Consider the following 17,449-nt stretch of genomic DNA (forward strand, 5'->3'; position numbering starts at 1 on the left):
AATTCAAACCCAGCTTTTATTCAGACCTATAGATAAGTTTTCAATGAGATTGACATATGGTTTCGAATACTCTGTTTTGAGAAACTCGTCTTTACCGAATACGCCAACTAGTTTTCCTTTAAGCATATAGGCTATTTTATCAGCAATAAACAATGCTTCCAAAATATTGTGAGTTACATGTATTGCCGTGAAATCAAGCTTTTCCCTCAAACTCTTCAGAAACCTCAGACCTTTCAACTGGAGCTCTGGATCAAGAGCATTGAAAGGCTCGTCAAGCAAGATTACTTTAGGATCCACAGCTAATGCTCTAGCTAAAGCAACCCGTTGCTTTTCTCCCCCGCTTAACGTATCTGGCTTCCTATCAAGAATTTCTTCTATTTTTAATAACCTTGCTAGATATAGGGCTTTATTGTATGCCTCGTTTTTAGGCACCCCCCTTACCCGCATTCCATAGATTATATTATTGATTACAGTCATATGAGGAAATAACGCGTAATCCTGAGGTACAAGCGAGACTCCCCTCTTCTCTGGTGGAAATTCAGTTACGTCAATACTTCCCACATAAACTCTCCCTTTATCAGGTTTTATGAGACCAGCAATAGTATAGATGAGTAGTGTTTTACCCACACCGCTGCCTCCTAGAACAGCTAGATATTCTCCTTCACCTACTTCTAGTCTGTCAACCCATAGCTCAAAACCCTCTAGTTTAACATTTATTTTATCTAGCATTATCATTTCGAAGCCACCATCTTCAATACAATAAATATTAGTAATACAATCGACGCGTAAATTGCAGATAACGTTGCAGCATACTTTAATCCATAAACACTCAAATATTCAAGTATGAGTATGTTAACCGTTTTAGGATAGTATGCAACTACAAGTAAAGCACCAACCTCACTTAAACCCCTTGCCCATCCAAGAAGGGCTCCAGCTAGAATATGTTTAAATGATAATGGAAGTGTAATAGAAGTAAACGCCCTCCATTCACTTGCTCCTAAAGTTCGTGCTACAGATTCTAATGACGATCCGATTAATTGGAATCCTACCTTAACAGTATCAACGAGTAAAGGAATAGAAACAAATGCCATAACTATTACAATACCCTTAAAGTTGTCTTCGATGATGAATCCTATGTCACTGAAATAGCTTCCCAATAGCCCTCTCGAACCGAATGCAGAGAGTATCATTATCCCGGCAACTGCATGAGGCATGACGAGGGGGAGATCTACTAATGCTTCGACAAACTGTTTTCCCGGAAAACTGTGTCGAGCTAAGATGTAGGCAAGTGGGACTCCCGTTACAATGAGAAGTAAAACACTCAATATGGAAGCTTCAAGTGAAACTTTAATAGCATTGATAACTTCTTGATTTTCAATCATTTTTCCTGACAAACTAGGATTCGCTTCCATAAAAAGAGATACAAGTGGTGCAACTATGAAGAACAGTAACAATGCGGATAAGCCTATGATTATGTATTCGAACTTGTTAACTTTTACTGTTTGATTCTTCAACAAGTCTCACCAATTCCCTTGGAATGACGCCTGAACCTATTGGTTTCTCCAAGAAAGGTTGGCCAAGATTATTGAAAACATTCCCCCCGTCTTTTAGTATATACTTAACAAATTTTAGAGCATCATTCTGCTGCTTGGATGTTGTAGGTATAGTTAAACCGTATACTATAGGTGCCATAGTTATTGCTTTCTCACTATTTGTTCCTACTAATATGTGGACAATAACTTTGGAATAGTTTTGAGCATAGTCCGGATTGCCTAAGTTTACATCATCTGGAAGTGTTATATAACTCAGGTTGTGTTGAACTGCAACACTCTGATACTCGAACGCATAATCTAGTTCGCCGGACTCCAGTAGGGAGATAAGTTGTATACTTTTAGGTCTAATTACTAAGTTGCCAGTGGGGTTAAATGATGGTGGTATATATATGCTTAGTGTACCATTGGTAAGATTGTATTTTGATCCGGGTATTTTATGGATAACGAGGTTCTCTAGTAGTGACATATTATGAAGATACAGGCTCAGTAAGCCGATAACGCCTACTGATCTGTAACCGCATGGATCTCTGTTAGGATCGGAGAATCCGTATTTAACATTGGAGTTGAGCATGTCATTTAGAATGCTTGTCAAACTATGGTTTCCTTTGGTATTTTGACTCATAACGATAACGAGTTTGTTAGAAGCAAATTCTACATACCATTTCGTATAGTTTGGATACATGTACAAGGGTATAAGCCTGTAATCAGCTACAGCGACTATATCGCATGTTTTATGCAGGTCTGTCACTTTTCTAACTGCATCAACGCTACCGCTGGGTTCTAGGAGTATTTTCACACCGGTTTCCTCTTGGTAGGTATCTGATATTTTCTGCAGTGGAATTGTCAAGCTACCGGCGTTGCATACGACTAGTTCTACATTTTGCTTTTTATTACTTTCATAGTGCTCAAAAGCTAGGGATCCGGCTATGATGATAAGAATGATTATCACTAGTGCGGCTTTCGAACTTGTCAATATAGACCACCGTGTCTTCTCGTTTGGGATCATTAGCTTTTAAAATTATCGGATATCCGATAACGGATAAATTCCTAGCCAGGCTAGCTTTAATCACTAATATTATTTACAAACAAAAAAAGATTCCCGTAATAGGATTAACGAGGTATGCAAAAACTCTATATATACCGGTAAAAAGCACGCTATTTTTGGCAAACCTGTAGATCTGTTATTGTTTCATTAAGTTTCTCTGGGATACTTCCATCAGCAAGAGGTCCGGGAATATAGGCTATCCTAACATTGAACGAGCCTGCGCTTATACTGTTAATGAGGTCTTGAAGTTGCCTCGAGGTTGAGGTTGAAGCGATTATACAATGAACTTCCTTACTTGTAAGTGCCTTGTTTATTTTATTGAGTTCATCGAAAGATGCTGGTGTGCCATGTTCAATAACGAACAGATACTTAACCTTTAGCCCCAGCCATGAAACCTCGTATTGCACTGTTGGGTCTGATGCTATTACTGTCATATTATACTCTCCCTTGAATTTTAACAATTGTTCTATTTCAGCATTGACTTTATGCAGGTTTTGCACATGTATACTTGCGCACTTAGGGTCGACTTGATTTAGGACTGTGACTAGTTTTTCCATGAAGAGAATGTAGTTATAGGGGTCCATAATCGGCATATGATAGTTTGGCTCACCTGTTACAGGGTTATTCAGTATCTTTATCCCCGGCATTTTCGGTATTTCAATTAGAATAGCTCTAGTCTCATTACTCTCAACTAGATTCCGAATTTTAATTTCAAATGGAGCATGTCCTGTTGAAACTATAACTGTAGCTTTCTTCAAAAGACCAGCATCCCTTGGCGTTAACTGGTAATCATGAGGATCAACACCCTTAGGTACAATTGTTTCAACAGTCTCATTCGCACATGTAACCAGTTTGATATCATCTACGAGTGATGGAAATGTAGACACTATTAGAATCTCATTGCTCTGAGTTACTTTTTTACTATTATTTTGCAGTATATAGTATCCTACACTGGTGATTATAAGTGCTAATATTATTATTGAAGCCATTCTCGACATCGTACTCATTGTGCACACCCAAGGTATATAATTTATAAATTTGTGCACAATAATAAGAATTGCGGGAAGCAGGAATGGAGCCAACGATTACGGCGGAAAACGTAACAGTACATCTAAGAAACGAAGAGGTAATCCACGATCTTAACATCGAGTTAGAAGGGCCTGGACTAATTGTGATTATAGGCCCTAACGGAGCTGGGAAAACTACATTTTTCAAAACACTGGTCGGCCTCTTAAAACCTGTCAAAGGCGCTATTAAAATAAATAATATCGATGTGACTGGGAATTCTAAATTAGCTGGAAAATACATAGGCTATATGCCTCAATTATCACAGGTTAACAGGTCATTCCCAGTCACGGGGAGAGAGTTCGTAGAAAGTAGTGTCCTGTTCAGGATGAGGCCTCCGAGACTTAAAGTGCCACTCTGGGTTAGTAGGAAAGCCGAAGAGATAGTCAAGGAGCTTGGAGCTCTAGAATTCATGGATAAACCCCTATCGGAGCTGAGTGGAGGTCAAATTCAAAGGCTTATGATAGCGAGAACAGTAGTACCCGATACTCGTATTCTATTACTAGACGAGCCCACATCAGCTATAGACCCCAAAGGTAAGTTTGGCATCATAAAGTTTATCGAAAAACTCTCGAAGAGCAAGCTTGTCCTGCTAACAACGCATGACCCAACAATCTTCAAGGAGAGGGCGAGGCTACTCATAGTTTTCTGGAGAGGAATAAAGGCTATCGGTAAGCCAACGGAAGTTCTTAAACCAGAAATCCTCCGTGAGATTTACGGCGAAATGGTTGTCCCAATCAAGGAATGCATCCACTTGGTGGATACCCATGCTGTTTGAAATCAGATGGTTGATACTTATCACGCTAGCGGGACTTGCGTTTGGAGTGTTAAGCCCCATTGTTACTGCTAGGAGAATGATGTTCTTAGCTGCTGCCATGCCTCATTCAGCTCTCTTAGCGGCGGTGCTAGGTATACCTTTAAGCGTCGAGTACGGATTATCTCCAAGCCTCTGGGCTATCGTTATAGGCACACCACTACCCCTCATAATCTATGCTCTTGAGAAAAAAGGCATAGAAGAGGATGTTGGAACCTCGGTATACGTGGCTGCTACAGCATCACTAAGTGTGGCTTTAATATACTATGTACTCACCAGGTATCCACTAAAATCTAGCTTGTGGGGCTATATCTTAGGCGACCCTCTTCTCTCAACATGGAATGATATCTACTTAGTTTTAGCTATCACAGTACTCTTACTAGTCCTCTTAGTACCATTCATGAGGGAGCAAATATTATTAGGAGTTGATAGGGATTTCGCTGTATCCTCTGGAATTCACGCCTCTCTGTATGATATTGTTTTCCTATTACTACTTTCCCTCTCATCCATAGGGTTCATGAGAACAGTAGGGTATGTACTGGAGCATGTGCTAATACTCTTACCCGCTTCTGTAGCATTACTCATATCGAACAGTGGTAGAAATGTCGTATTGTATAGTATTACTGCAGCTGTTCTAAGCGCTATAACAGGACTCTTCTTAGGCATATCCTTAAACCTTCAAGTAAGTGCTAGTGTAGGGCTTGTATTACTAGTTGTTTACATATTAGCTATAGTTTGGAGAAGGTGAATAGCTTTGGAGTCTACTGGGAAGAGAAGGTTTGGTATATCTATAGATGAACGTATAGCAATGGATCTAGATTTACTAGCGACAAGGCTAGGTACAACCAGGAGTAGCCTAGTGGAAAGAGCCCTAGAGGAATATATACATGATAGGCTTCACATAATAACTCCACATGACTGTGAGGGTATTCTACTAGTCAAACATTCAACCAACCTCGCGGGCAGGGTCTCTAACGTAATTGAAGGCTATACTGACATTGCACTGATAGGATTACATTTCCATACTAGTGACGGCACATGCATACGAATGCTCCATGTAAAAGGTAACAGTACAAGGATCACTGAGTTCGAGAGAAGGCTAAGGGAAACAGGAGTTGAGATGACCAGGTATATAGTTATTAGGCCTCCTCAGAAGGATCAAGAACAGAACTTATCTACTGCACCATGAGCTTTCAGTATTTCTCTCAGTTCCATAGGTATAGAAATTTTCTTGGGTGGGAACCCGGTTACCGAAACAGTCACTATACTGCATGTTGCTACAGTTTCGCTGGTATCATTCCTAAACTCATAGTAATATGTAATACTACTTTCTCCCAGTTCTATCTTTGTCAATGCTACTTCATATGTGGTTCTTGGAAGTAGTGGTTTCTTGTAATCACATTTAGCATGCACTCTGGGAAACCATATTTTTCTCCCTGACATTCTAGCTTTCTCCCCCATACCTATGTGAAAGTAGAATTCTTCTTCTAGTCTCTCACATATAATGAAGTACCTGGAGAAATGCATTATTCCAGCAGCATCGGTCTCGCTCCACCATACACGCCATTTCATATTGAATATGTCTCCCATTTTCAAACGCTTCACCGTGTAGGGAACGCTGTTTATATCGAAAATATATGCTTAATCAAGAATTTATTCTAGCTATTTTTATAACCATCTTGCATCCACTAGAGAGACTTGGAAAAAAGCCTGTTACTAGAACAGTTTTGAGGTGTATTGTATTGCCGTTTGATAAGAAAAACATCTTAGAGGAAATGGATACATATGAAGGCAGAACTAAGATTTACAGTCTAAGGAAACTAGAAGAACTAGGAATAACAGAACTCGATAAATTGCCATACTCGATAAGAGTACTATTGGAAAACCAAGCCAGACACTATGACGGCTATGTCGTTACAGAAGAAGACGTGCTAGCACTAGCGAAATGGGAGCCACAGGGTGAAAGGAAGGAAATACCCTTCATGCCCTCTAGAGTGGTATTACAGGACTTCACAGGAGTCCCTGCAGTAGTAGACTTTGCAGCACTGAGGGATGCTATGCAGGAACTAGGCGGGGATCCCTCATGGGTAAACCCTCTAATACCCGGGGATCTTATAATAGATCACAGCGTACAGGTAGACTTCTACGGCACTGTCTATTCAGTATTCAAGAACCTAGACATGGAGTATAGGAGAAACCGTGAGAGATATACGCTGCTAAAGTGGGCGCAGAAAGCGTTAAACAATTTCAGGGTGGTTCCGCCTGGTAAAGGTATAATCCACCAAGTAAACTTAGAGTACCTGGCACAGCTAGTACATATAAGGGAAACAAAGAACGGTTTAGAAGCCTTTCCAGATACACTTATAGGTACAGACAGCCACACAGTTATGATCAACGGTCTAGGAGTCCTAGGATGGGGAGTCGGAGGAATAGAAGCAGAGGCAGTCATGCTTGGACAACCCTACTACATGCTAGTCCCAGACGTAGTAGGAGTCAAACTAGTAGGAGAACTCCCGGAAGGAGCAACAGCTACAGATTTAGTTCTAACAGTAACAGAGTTACTTAGGAAAGAAGGAGTTGTCGGGAAATTCGTAGAATTCTTCGGTCCAGGTGTGAAGAAGCTAAGCCTACCCGACAGAGCTACTGTAGCCAACATGGCTCCTGAATATGGTGCTACAATGGGCTATTTCCCACCAGACGAGGTTACATTGACATACATGGGGCTAACAGGTAGACCACCGGAACACATTAAGTTCGTTGAGGAATACCTTAAAAAACAGAAGCTATTCTATAATCTAGACAACCCTGAACCCGTATATACGAAAGTCCTGGTTCTAGATATGTCTACAATAGAACCGTCAATAGCAGGTCCACGGCAGCCGGATGAAAGAATACCTCTGAAGAATGCAAAGGAAATCGTTGAACAGCACATCAGGGACTTCCTAGATCAGAGAAGGAAAATGAGGGGAACAACGGGTGGAGACTATTTGCATCATGAAGGTGCTCCGCACCATGAGATCGTGGAAGAAGAACTCCACAAACCAGAAGTCGAAGTAGTAGTTCACGGTGATAAATCCATAATGACTCATGGAAGCGTTGTCATTGCAGCTATAACCAGCTGTACAAACACCAGCAACCCCAGCGTACTCATAGGAGCGGGATTACTCGCTAAGAAAGCGGTTGAACTAGGCTTAAAGACACGCCCACATGTAAAGACAAGCTTAGCACCTGGAAGCAGGGTAGTCGTAGACTACCTCAAGGAAGCTGGCCTCCTACCGTATCTTGAGGCTCTTAGGTACCATGTAGTAGGATTCGGGTGCACGACATGTATAGGTAACAGTGGACCACTACCTGAACCTGTCGCGAAAGCCGTACAAAGCTATGATCTATATGCTGCATCAGTATTGAGCGGCAACAGGAACTTCGAGGGCAGAATACACCCCCTCAGCAGAGGGAACTATCTCGCAAGCCCGATACTAGTGGTTGCATACGCTCTAGCTGGAAGAGTAGATATAGACTTTGAGAAAGAGCCAATACAGTATGACCCTAACGGTAACCCCGTATATCTAAGGGACATATGGCCTAGCCAGAAAGAGATAAGGGAATATATGGAGAAGGCCATTAAGCCTGGAATGTTCAAGGAGAAATATTCTAACGTCTTCGAGGGCGACGATAGATGGAAGTCTCTACAGGCACCTGCAGGTACGTTATTCCACTGGGACCCTGATTCAACCTATATAAGGAGGCCGCCATTCTTTGAGAATATAACCCTTGAGCCGCCGGAGCTCAAAGATATTAGAGGTGCTAGAGTGCTGATGGTGCTTGGTGACAAAGTGACAACAGATCACATAAGTCCAGCGGGGGCAATACCGAAAGATAGTCCTGCAGGTAAATATCTAATTGGACACGGAGTAAAGCCTTACGAGTTTAATACGTATGGCTCAAGAAGAGGCAACCACGAGGTAATGATGAGAGGTACTTTTGCTAATATAAGAATAAGGAACTTCCTAGTACCGGATAGGGAAGGAGGATGGACGAGGCATTTCCCCGACGGCGCTGTTATGACGGCATATGACGCAGCCATGAAGTATAAGGAAGAAGGTATACCTCTGATAGTTATTGCCGGGAAACAGTATGGGACAGGATCAAGCAGAGACTGGGCAGCCAAGGGAACATACCTACTTGGAGTAAAGGCTGTAATAGCAGAAGGCTTTGAGAGAATCCATAGAAGCAACTTAGTTGGAATGGGGGTTTTGCCACTAGAGTTTATGCCCGGAGAAAATGCAAAGAGCTTAGGATTAACAGGAGAAGAAGTATACGATATAATTGGTATTGAGGAAGGTATGGATCCGGGTAAAATACTGAATGTTAGGGCAACAAAACCTGATGGTAGTGTCACAGAATTCAAGGTAAAGACGAGATTAGACACGCATGTTGAGGTAGAATACTTCAAACATGGAGGAATATTGCAGTACGTCCTGAGAAAATTGTATAAAGAGCACAAAAGTCAGTAAAGAATATCTCACTCTTTTTCTTCCATTATATTCTTTACAGCCTCGCCGACATTATCAGCTGGTACAGCCCCAACCCAAGCTCCCTTTATCACTCCATTATCGACTACTATAGTAGTAGGCGTCCCAGGAATTCCTAAGTGGAATGCCGCTTCAGGACAAGAAGCTATGTTGAACCATACAAATTCGATTTCCGGGAATTGCTCCTTAGCATAATCAAACTCTGGTTTATATATTTCGCATGCCCCGCAAGTGGGACTGGAGAAAGCAATGACTACCGGCTTTTTTGTTTTAAAGTATTTCTCAATAATACTGCAACCCTGTGCTTCGTAGACTGATTCGTATTTCTCCACAAATCTCACCTAAACCTACGATTGGCCGGATAGTTTTTATAGGTTTATATATATTCGAATGGATAAACTTTGTTCGAGTTCAAAGGAGTTTAGATGAGAATGGCTATGATGCCTTCAACTACTCCAATAACGAATCCTAGAATGAATCCCATGTATTCCACGAAGCCGAGCTCTCTTCCTGCTATTTTATGGAAAATATCCTCAAGGTCATTTACATCTAGTCTATTAAATTCTGATTCAATAAGTTCCCCCATATCAATTTTGCTTGAAGCCTGTTCCCCAAGTTTCCTCAGGTAAGGTGATAGATTTTCTGCTAGGGCCTCGGATAATAGTGGAATAGCATTAGCCAATATAGGAATCCTTATTGGGAGGCTTTGAAGCTTTTCTTGGAGGATTTCCCTAACAGCAGTTGCCATGGAACCTTCTATTTTATCCCAATACCTGTTTAAGGCATCAGTAGTCATAGCATAACTGGAGAATATCTCGCCCAGCCTTAATGCGAGCTCTTTCTTCTTACCTGGGATTACTCCCTGAAAACATAGTCTCCTGCCAGGTAGGAGGCATATTTTATCTTTAGGGTGGAACAGCATTTTGATTGCCAATACGTTCGTGAAATACCCTATGATTCCACCTATCACCCCAAACGTTAGTATAATCTCCAAAGTATGCAATGTTAGGTCGAAGATTGCTCACCAGGTGATGAGGAATCTAATCTTCCAGTATTAATATTGTGATGATGCAATCCCACGTTTTTATTCAACCATTGGCTATAATATTTTATATTAGACTGATAAAATGAAGGGTGCTATTTTCCCTTGAACTCGTATCCTAATATTTGGTATCCTCCAAAGGATTTAGTCAACTCAGCTAATGTTACATCTTTCATGGAATCTCAAGGGTTGAAGGATTACAAAGAGTTCGTTAAACGCTCGACTGATGATATAAAATGGTTCTGGGGTAATTTGCCTGATTGGCTTGGTACGGAATGGTTCAATCCTCCAGCTAGAACTATTGATACGTCAGGAGGGCCCATGTGGACTAAGTGGTATATTGGGGGGACTCTTAATATAACCTACAACACTGTAGACAGGCATGTTAAAAACGGTCATGGAGATAGAATAGCGTTTATATGGCAAGGAGAAGACGGTTCACTGGAATACTATTCATATTCTAAGTTAAAGGAACGCATTGATAGAATGGCCTCCAGGTTTGTAGAACTAGGAGCCAATAAAGGAGATAATATCCTACTGTACATTACCATGATCCCGGACATGATGGTAGCTTTCTATGCTGCTCTCAAGATAGGAGCAGCAGTTGCCCCTGTATTCTCCGGTTTCGCCCCGGCTAGTGTAGCTGAGAGAATAGATGCGAGCAAAGCCAAGATAATAGTTTCAGCAGACGGGTACTATAGAAGAGGTAAAAAGATAAACCTTTTACAAAACTTGAGGAATGCTCTAAACTTGTCGAATTACAAGCCTCCAGCTATAATATACTCAAGAAGACTAGGGTCGAATGTTGAGCTGCAGAGTAACGAGTATTGGTTCAATGACCTTGAGAACGGTGCTAGGCCGAGATACGAAGCAGAAGAAGTCTCTGGCGAAGATATAGCACTCCTAATGTATACTAGTGGAACAACAGGGAAGCCTAAAGGAATACAGATACGGCAACACGGAGCACTACTAATGCCCACCAAAGACATTTACTTCAACATGGACCTTAAACAGGGGGATAAATTCTTCTGGGTAACTGATATAGGATGGATGATGGGTCCTTGGCAGATAATAGGAGTGAACACTCTGGGAGGAACGCACATTATAATAGAAGGTGCAATAAACTATCCTAAGCCCACAAGAATACTTGATTTGATAGATAACTTCGAGATAACTCAGTTCGGGTTTGCAGCAACTGTTGCAAGACTATTAAAGAAGGATATAGGTGAAGCCTCGGATAACTATGACCTATCCACGCTCAGAACGTTTGGTAACACAGGAGAGCCCATAGACAGGGACACCTGGATGTGGGTAATGTACTCCCTAGGCAAAGGGAAAAGGCCATTAATAAACTTAAGCGGTGGAACAGACATGTTCGGCCCCATAGTACTTCCATCACCTACCGTTCCACTGAAACCTTCAACACTATGGGGCCCAGGGCTTGGATGCGATGTTGACGTGTTTAACGATGAAGGAAAGCCTGTAAGGAGGGAGGTAGGTTACCTCGTCATAAAGAAACCCATACCTAGCCTAACATGGGGCTTCTTTGGAGAACCTCCGGACAGGTACCTACGAACATATTGGTCGAGATTCCCAGGCGTATGGTACCACGGCGACTGGGCTCTAATCGACGGGGAAGGCTACTGGTTCATACTAGGTAGAGCAGATGATGTGATAAAAGTTGCCGGTAAACGTATAGGATCTGCTGAGATAGAAGACGTAGTAAACTCCCACCCTGAAGTAGCTGAGACTGCCTGTATAGGGGTTCCAGACCCTATTAAAGGAGAAGTAATAGCCTGCTTTTCTGTTATGAAGGAGAAGAAAGAGGTGACCGGACTGGAAGAAGAGCTTAAGAACCTGGTAGTAGAGAAGTTAGGGAAGCCCTTCGAGCCTAAATATGTGCTCATAGTAGACGATCTCCCTAGAACAAGGAGTGGGAAGATTCTAAGACGTGTGATCAGAGGAATATTAAAGGGATGGGAGCTTAAGGATAAATCGATCCTGGAAAACCCGGAGAGCTTGGAATCGATAAGAGCCGTGGTTGAGAAGCTAAAACAAGGTGGCTAATAGTGAACTCTATTCTCAAACACAGACTAGAGAAACTGCGATTACAGGTAGGGAATACCCCAATTAAATGTTACACGATTGATAAAGTAGATGTCTGCGTAAAATTGGAATACACTAATCCTAGTGGAAGCCATAAAGACCGCATAGTTCTAGGTATGCTAGAAAACCTGGTAGATAAAGGAGAGGTAAAAGAGAACGGCTGCATATCTGAGGTAAGTAGTGGTAATACAGCTCTTGCAGTGGCATGGGCTGCAAAATACTTAGGATTAAATGCAAGAATATACACTACACCAGCAGCTCCTAAGACTAAGAAGCAGCTGATTGAAGCTCTTGGCGCCACTTTAATCGAAGCACCCAGAGGCGCTGATAGAGACGAATTGATAGCTGAAGCAAAAGCAAAGGGATGCACCTCCCTGAGACAGGATGACAATGAATACAATATACTCATACATTACACTGCAACCGGGCAGGAAATGCTATACCAGCTAAACGGTGTGTTGGACGCGTTTTTCATGGGTATAGGCACCGGTGGCACAATTGTAGGTGTAGGATCTAGGTTAAAGCAATTCAGTAATGAAATAAAGATAGTTGGAATAACGCCCAGAAACAGTGCACTAGCAGGCGGAAAAGGTGGAGACGTTATCCCAGGGCTAGCGAGCAAAGAAGTCCCCCCTTTAATCACACAGTCCAGAGGAATAGTGGACGCGTTATTGGCTGTTAGTAATGAAGAGGCATGGGAACACTCATGGAAACTTTACCAAAAGACTGGTCTCTTGACAGGACTCTCAACAGGTGCCTCATATGCAGCAATAGAAAAAGCTTTGGAGCAAGGTTTAATCAGTGAAGGCTCTAGGATAGCCATAATTGCAGCTGATAGGCTTTACCCCTATATCATAGGCTAAGACTCCCTCATTGACAACGAAGAGTAGCCTACAATAACTGAGGGATCGCCTGTAAGCTCCCCGGAATTATAGTACTTTAACAACCGTAACTCCCATCCTTTCCCCCTAGCTATCTCCATTAGAATCATTATTCCAGGCCATCCGCAGATCGTTGAATTATACTCTCTTACCATGTTAAAGAAGCCTATCGTGTCTTTTTCAGTTATTTTCTTGATAAACGATCTGTCAAGCTCTCCTACTTTATCTATAGGGTTAACAGTATATAGAACGTATCCGTACATTGGACCGTGATGAGTGAAGTCGCTTGAAACAATAAACAAAGGCTTCCTATCTAAATCTCCTAGAACCTTCATAATGTTTTCAGCATAATACCTCGCCTTATCCGGTGTAAAAGGTTTAGTAACTATAGGAACAAGCCTCCAATCTCCTTTAAGGGCAAACTGTGCAAATGGGATTTGAACCTCTATCGAATGCTCCTGCTCGTGTGCCCTCCTATTATCGACAATACCACGCATATCTCCCAGAAGGCCTCTTACAACCTCCATATCCACTAGAACCCTGCCTAGAGGTGTGATCCATTCGTCAAAGGCTGAAGTAGTAGTTAAATCGCCTCCGAATCCGGTGTGATTAGTACCTATTACAACAACAGTGTCGAAATCGACACTTTTCTCGGCCAAGTCGAGGTAAAGCCATGCTGTACATGGACCACTATACGTGTATCCTGCATGGGGAGCAATCCCACCGTGAACACTTTCCTGCGACTTATCTTCAGGCAATTTTCCAGGTCCAAATTCTTTATCCAAGTAGCATCTCTTAATGCTCTTCAAAAGTAAATCCTTATCTAGAGGGTAAAACCCCCAGATACCCGCTACTGGTTCTCTAGCCGTCATTTCTAACCCATTGTTTTTATATTACTCTCTACCCCTTAAAACGGCTTAAGGATGAAAAGAGAAACCGAGAGAAGACAGCCAGTAATCAAGTATCAAGAGAGTGCTATAGAATTGCCTTGGTGGAGTAAACCCCTAAGAGTATTACAATTCAATCTAGAGGATCCATACGGCTTCTACGCATACCGCGTTAACGATGATCTACTACTGGATCTAGCCTCGAGGCTACATGCCAACATGTTAGTAGTATTTGCCCGAGATCCTTGGGGGAGGGTTTTCTATGACGGAAGTAAACTGTATCCACGCCATCCTAATTCGAATCTAGATGTGTCAAGACTAGTAGAGAAGGGAAAGTCTAGGGGGATCCGTGTAGTAGTGATGAGTGCTCATACTGCAAACCGACATATTTACAGTCTGCATCCCAGTTGGGCTCAGAGAACTAAGGAAGGAGAGGTAGTGGTATTAGAGCACTATCCTACAAAGATGAGGATCAGAGATCCTCATTGGCCTTTGATATGTATAAACAGCCCAGCCATGGACGAGTATTTTATTCCTGAAGTGGAGGAATCCCTGAAAGCGACAGGAGCAGACGGTGTTTTACTAGATAGCTTCAGGTATATGCCTGACCCGGAGAGAGCTTGCTATTGCAAGTACTGTCAAGCTAGGTTTAAGAAGGAAACAGGTTTTGATTTACCTATGGATGATACTGCTGACGAGGAAGCGTATAGATTGGCCTGGGAATGGAGGGAGAATGTGATTGTTGATGCTCTCCGGAAGCTATGGAGAGCTTCCAAGCAGGCTGGGAAAGATGTAATGTTCTTCTACAATAGTCATCCTGCTGGTTGGTCTGGACGTGGGAACGTCATAGTTGAGAAGTCCAGAAACATACTTGATGCTGTTTTCGCCGAGGCATCAGAGGTGGATACAAATGCTCCTGGAATGCTTACCCTCGCAACTAAGCTTACAAGAGGGGTTTTGGGGGATAATACTAAACCGGTATTTGTTAGCAGGAACTTGTTCTATCTCCTTAGAACCACTCAGTCCCCCCCACTTATACATGTCCGGCAGGGTATAAGGGAAGTAGTTGCTGCTGGTGGACAGCCATGGGTACTGTTATTTAGTAGCCAGCTTTTCGAGGATCCTAGAGCCTTGGAAGCTGTGGAGCAAGTATATGGAGAGCTAGAGAAGGCAGAAGAGTATCTCGATACTTCTAGGCCTGTAAGCCATATTGCTATAGCATTTTCGACTGAGACCCTCGAAAAGGCGTACAGAAAGTCCCCAGAATTTTATGTTGGCGAAGTATCAGGATTCACCTATATGCTATCAAACCTTCATATACCCTGGGACATAGTATCCCTTAAAGACATCAGTAGACACGACGTATGGTCGAAATATAAGGTAATAATTCTGCCTAACACAACAGTTGTCTCGGACGACTGTATTAGAGGACTAGTTAACTTCTCCCATAACGGGGGGTATATCATAGCAAGCCATGAACTAGGGACAATGAAACCTGATTATACTTATACACACACTCTTGCCTTGAAAGACTTGATGGGAATAGAGTTTGAAGGCATGTTTAGATTCGGATATGCATATATCCACCTAGATAAGTCAAATGGAATATGGAAAGGACTTCCTCAGGCTATACCTTTCGGAGATCAGAGCATAAGATTCGAGTATGAAAGAGTAGAGGTTAGGCTTGGAGAATTCGTACGGGCCCGCCCCATAGACACAGAGGTTTTAGCACGAACAAGACTGGGAAGAAGCCATTATGGATACGAGTATACTCTGGGGAGAAGTACCCCAGCACCGGATTCAATACTTGATATAGCATCTATAATACATAGAAAAATAGGTGGAGCTGGAGGCGGTATAATATATTATGGAATGAGACTAGGATTACACTATAGTAGACTAGGCCACCCAGACTACAGGGAATTACTCAGAAGGCCACTAGAAAAATATGTAGGTGAACCCCCTATCAAGGTGGAAGCACCTGAAACTATTCAAGCAGAGTACTATCATGTTGGAGAAGGAGTAACAGTCCACCTAGTAAACCATACTTATAACCAGCGCATACTACATGCACCAACAGGTCCATCCAAACAGTCAACACCCGGGTTCTCTCTAACATATACCGTTCACCCTGCTAGAACTATAATACCGATAAGAGAAGTTATGATAAGAATATCTGAAGAACTACTTGGAACCAAAGATGTTAAGGCCATTGATGTTATAAGCGAAGAAGAGTTCGAGGTAACGTATGAAAAAGGCTGTATTATAGTGAAGATACCATATGTAAATGAATATAGATTAGTGTATGTCCATCCCAAAGAGTAAATTCCAATTCATTTCCTCCGTAGGAAATACAGTGTAAATGCGCCGAGTGCAACCACGTTAAGTACAGGATATATTAATATAGCCAACCTATACCCAGAGAATGAACTTAACACTCCTCCTAATAGAGGCCCTATCAGCCCCCCGATATCCCAAGATATTGTCGAGAAGCTGAAAGCGGAACCATATTCCCTGTTATCAGTAACTTGGGAGACGCCTACAAGCATTGATGGAACTAGCGTTCCTAAACCAAGTCCAATGAATACTGGTGAGATAATATATGATATAAATCCTCTTGATAACACTGTCATAGAACCTACTAGAATCAAAGTAAATGCCAACTCTATTGCTCTAGATGCACCTATTCTCTCTGATAGAATTCCACTCCCTGCTCTGGTGGGTATACTTGATAAACCAGCTATAGTGAAGAACGTCCCAGCTAGTTGAACTCCCCTTCCATACGCTTCTTGGTAATATAAGCTAAGAAACGTCTGCAGGGAACTATATCCAGTTGCCATCACTGTCACAGCTACTGTAGTCCAAAGTATGAAAGGCTTCCTGCCCATAGAGAACCATCTCTCCAGTATTTCTGCTAGTTTCAAGGCAGGCTTACGCCTATATTCAATTCCTTCCTCTAGCTTTAATGCAAGATATATGAAAGGTAACGGAGTTAACCCTAGTGCGATAAAAGGTGCATGAAACCCGTAGTCGACCGTGAGATACGCGGAGGCTAAAGGTCCAATAGTAAAACCTAGTCCATTAAGAAGGCTTCTAATCCCCATATGCATTCCGAGCTTACCAGTTTTCTTCGCCAAGTATGATGTGAGAGCAATGCTTCCAGGAACGTAGAAGGCTACACCTATACCTTGGAATACTCTGCCTAATGGTACAATATACCTGGGAGAGACGTATAGAAGACCTGACAAGGCTGTAGCGGACAGTCCCACTACGACAAGGTACTTTCTGCTCCAGCAGTCAGCTACGACGCCTGTGAAGGGCCGGAGAAGCATCGAAGTCAGGGGCGTTAGCATTGCTATGACCCCTATCTCGGTGTCACTGAATCCTAGGGAGGCCAGATAAGGGCCCAGGACGGGTATGACTACGCTCATGGCGAAGAATATTGTGAATGTTGAGCTATGGATAATCGTTAACTGCTCATTGTTTCTATCCATTATCGGCCTCCCAGAGTCAAGGCTTGGTGT

At 42.4% G+C, this 17,449-nt stretch carries 16 protein-coding genes; 7 read left to right on the forward strand and 9 right to left on the reverse strand.

Features of this window, described 5'->3' with window-relative positions:
• Positions 1–3 precede the first annotated feature (3 nt).
• The 4 genes from F7B60_00900 to F7B60_00915 all read right to left on the reverse strand — a co-directional run bounded on the left by F7B60_00900 (position 4) and on the right by F7B60_00915 (position 3,605).
• Positions 4–735, reverse strand: a complete 732-nt coding sequence (locus tag F7B60_00900) for an ATP-binding cassette domain-containing protein (GenBank protein MCE4614075.1) — start codon at positions 733–735, stop codon at positions 4–6.
• Positions 732–1,514, reverse strand: coding sequence for an ABC transporter permease (locus F7B60_00905; GenBank protein MCE4614076.1), 783 nt, complete (start codon positions 1,512–1,514; stop codon positions 732–734). Before F7B60_00905 ends, F7B60_00900 begins: the two co-directional genes overlap by 4 nt.
• Positions 1,489–2,526 (reverse strand): tungstate ABC transporter substrate-binding protein WtpA, encoded by a 1,038-nt coding sequence (wtpA, locus tag F7B60_00910; protein MCE4614077.1) that lies wholly within the window; start codon positions 2,524–2,526, stop codon positions 1,489–1,491. The genes F7B60_00905 and wtpA overlap by 26 nt, the downstream gene beginning before the upstream one ends.
• A 182-nt stretch (positions 2,527–2,708) precedes the next feature.
• Complete coding sequence (locus F7B60_00915) at positions 2,709–3,605, reverse strand: zinc ABC transporter substrate-binding protein (GenBank protein MCE4614078.1); 897 nt, start codon at positions 3,603–3,605, stop codon at positions 2,709–2,711.
• Positions 3,606–3,670: 65 nt separating this feature from the next.
• Here F7B60_00915 and F7B60_00920 point away from each other — a divergent pair, with 65 nt between their 5' ends.
• The 3 genes from F7B60_00920 to F7B60_00930 are packed head-to-tail and all read left to right on the forward strand — an operon-like array spanning position 3,671 to position 5,666.
• Positions 3,671–4,441, forward strand: a complete 771-nt coding sequence (locus tag F7B60_00920; protein ID MCE4614079.1) for a metal ABC transporter ATP-binding protein — start codon at positions 3,671–3,673, stop codon at positions 4,439–4,441.
• A complete protein-coding gene (locus F7B60_00925; protein ID MCE4614080.1) occupies positions 4,431–5,225 on the forward strand; it encodes a metal ABC transporter permease in 795 nt (264 codons plus the stop codon). Before F7B60_00920 ends, F7B60_00925 begins: the two co-directional genes overlap by 11 nt.
• 6 nt (positions 5,226–5,231) lie before the next feature.
• Positions 5,232–5,666: a ribbon-helix-helix domain-containing protein gene (locus F7B60_00930; protein ID MCE4614081.1), complete on the forward strand. Its 435-nt coding sequence runs from the start codon at positions 5,232–5,234 to the stop codon at positions 5,664–5,666.
• Here the strand turns inward: F7B60_00930 and F7B60_00935 are convergent.
• A complete protein-coding gene (locus F7B60_00935) occupies positions 5,636–6,067 on the reverse strand; it encodes an acyl-CoA thioesterase (GenBank protein ID MCE4614082.1) in 432 nt (143 codons plus the stop codon). The two genes, F7B60_00930 and F7B60_00935, sit on opposite strands and share 31 nt — an antisense overlap.
• 152 nt (positions 6,068–6,219) lie before the next feature.
• Here F7B60_00935 and acnA point away from each other — a divergent pair, with 152 nt between their 5' ends.
• On the forward strand, positions 6,220–8,991 hold the full coding sequence (gene acnA, locus F7B60_00940) for an aconitate hydratase AcnA (protein MCE4614083.1): 2,772 nt from the start codon (positions 6,220–6,222) through the stop codon (positions 8,989–8,991).
• An 8-nt stretch (positions 8,992–8,999) separates the two neighbouring features.
• On the opposite strand, the gene F7B60_00945 is transcribed toward acnA, so the two are convergent.
• Both F7B60_00945 and F7B60_00950 read right to left on the reverse strand, forming a co-directional pair.
• A complete protein-coding gene (locus F7B60_00945; GenBank protein MCE4614084.1) occupies positions 9,000–9,341 on the reverse strand; it encodes a thioredoxin family protein in 342 nt (113 codons plus the stop codon).
• Between the two features lie 89 nt (positions 9,342–9,430).
• Complete coding sequence (locus F7B60_00950) at positions 9,431–9,943, reverse strand: DUF445 family protein (GenBank protein ID MCE4614085.1); 513 nt, start codon at positions 9,941–9,943, stop codon at positions 9,431–9,433.
• Positions 9,944–10,156: 213 nt separating this feature from the next.
• Between F7B60_00950 and F7B60_00955 the strand changes: the two genes are divergently transcribed.
• Both F7B60_00955 and F7B60_00960 read left to right on the forward strand, forming a co-directional pair.
• The gene (locus tag F7B60_00955) at positions 10,157–12,118 is read left to right on the forward strand and encodes an AMP-binding protein (protein MCE4614086.1); all 1,962 of its coding nucleotides are present in this window, start codon (positions 10,157–10,159) and stop codon (positions 12,116–12,118) included.
• 2 nt (positions 12,119–12,120) lie between these two features.
• Positions 12,121–13,020: a pyridoxal-phosphate dependent enzyme gene (locus tag F7B60_00960; protein MCE4614087.1), complete on the forward strand. Its 900-nt coding sequence runs from the start codon at positions 12,121–12,123 to the stop codon at positions 13,018–13,020.
• Here the strand turns inward: F7B60_00960 and amrB are convergent.
• Positions 13,017–13,910: an AmmeMemoRadiSam system protein B gene (gene amrB / locus F7B60_00965; GenBank protein ID MCE4614088.1), complete on the reverse strand. Its 894-nt coding sequence runs from the start codon at positions 13,908–13,910 to the stop codon at positions 13,017–13,019. The genes F7B60_00960 and amrB overlap by 4 nt on opposite strands.
• Positions 13,911–13,961: 51 nt before the next feature.
• On the opposite strand from amrB, the gene F7B60_00970 reads away from it, so the two are divergent.
• Positions 13,962–16,250 (forward strand): beta-galactosidase trimerization domain-containing protein, encoded by a 2,289-nt coding sequence (locus F7B60_00970; protein MCE4614089.1) that lies wholly within the window; start codon positions 13,962–13,964, stop codon positions 16,248–16,250.
• Positions 16,251–16,258: 8 nt separating this feature from the next.
• On the opposite strand, the gene F7B60_00975 is transcribed toward F7B60_00970, so the two are convergent.
• Positions 16,259–17,419, reverse strand: a complete 1,161-nt coding sequence (locus F7B60_00975) for an MFS transporter (protein ID MCE4614090.1) — start codon at positions 17,417–17,419, stop codon at positions 16,259–16,261.
• Positions 17,420–17,449: the final 30 nt, after the last annotated feature.

The sequence above is a fragment of the Candidatus Tiamatella incendiivivens genome, from assembly GCA_015522635.1.
Lineage (GTDB): Archaea > Thermoproteota > Thermoprotei_A > Sulfolobales > Acidilobaceae > Tiamatella > Tiamatella incendiivivens.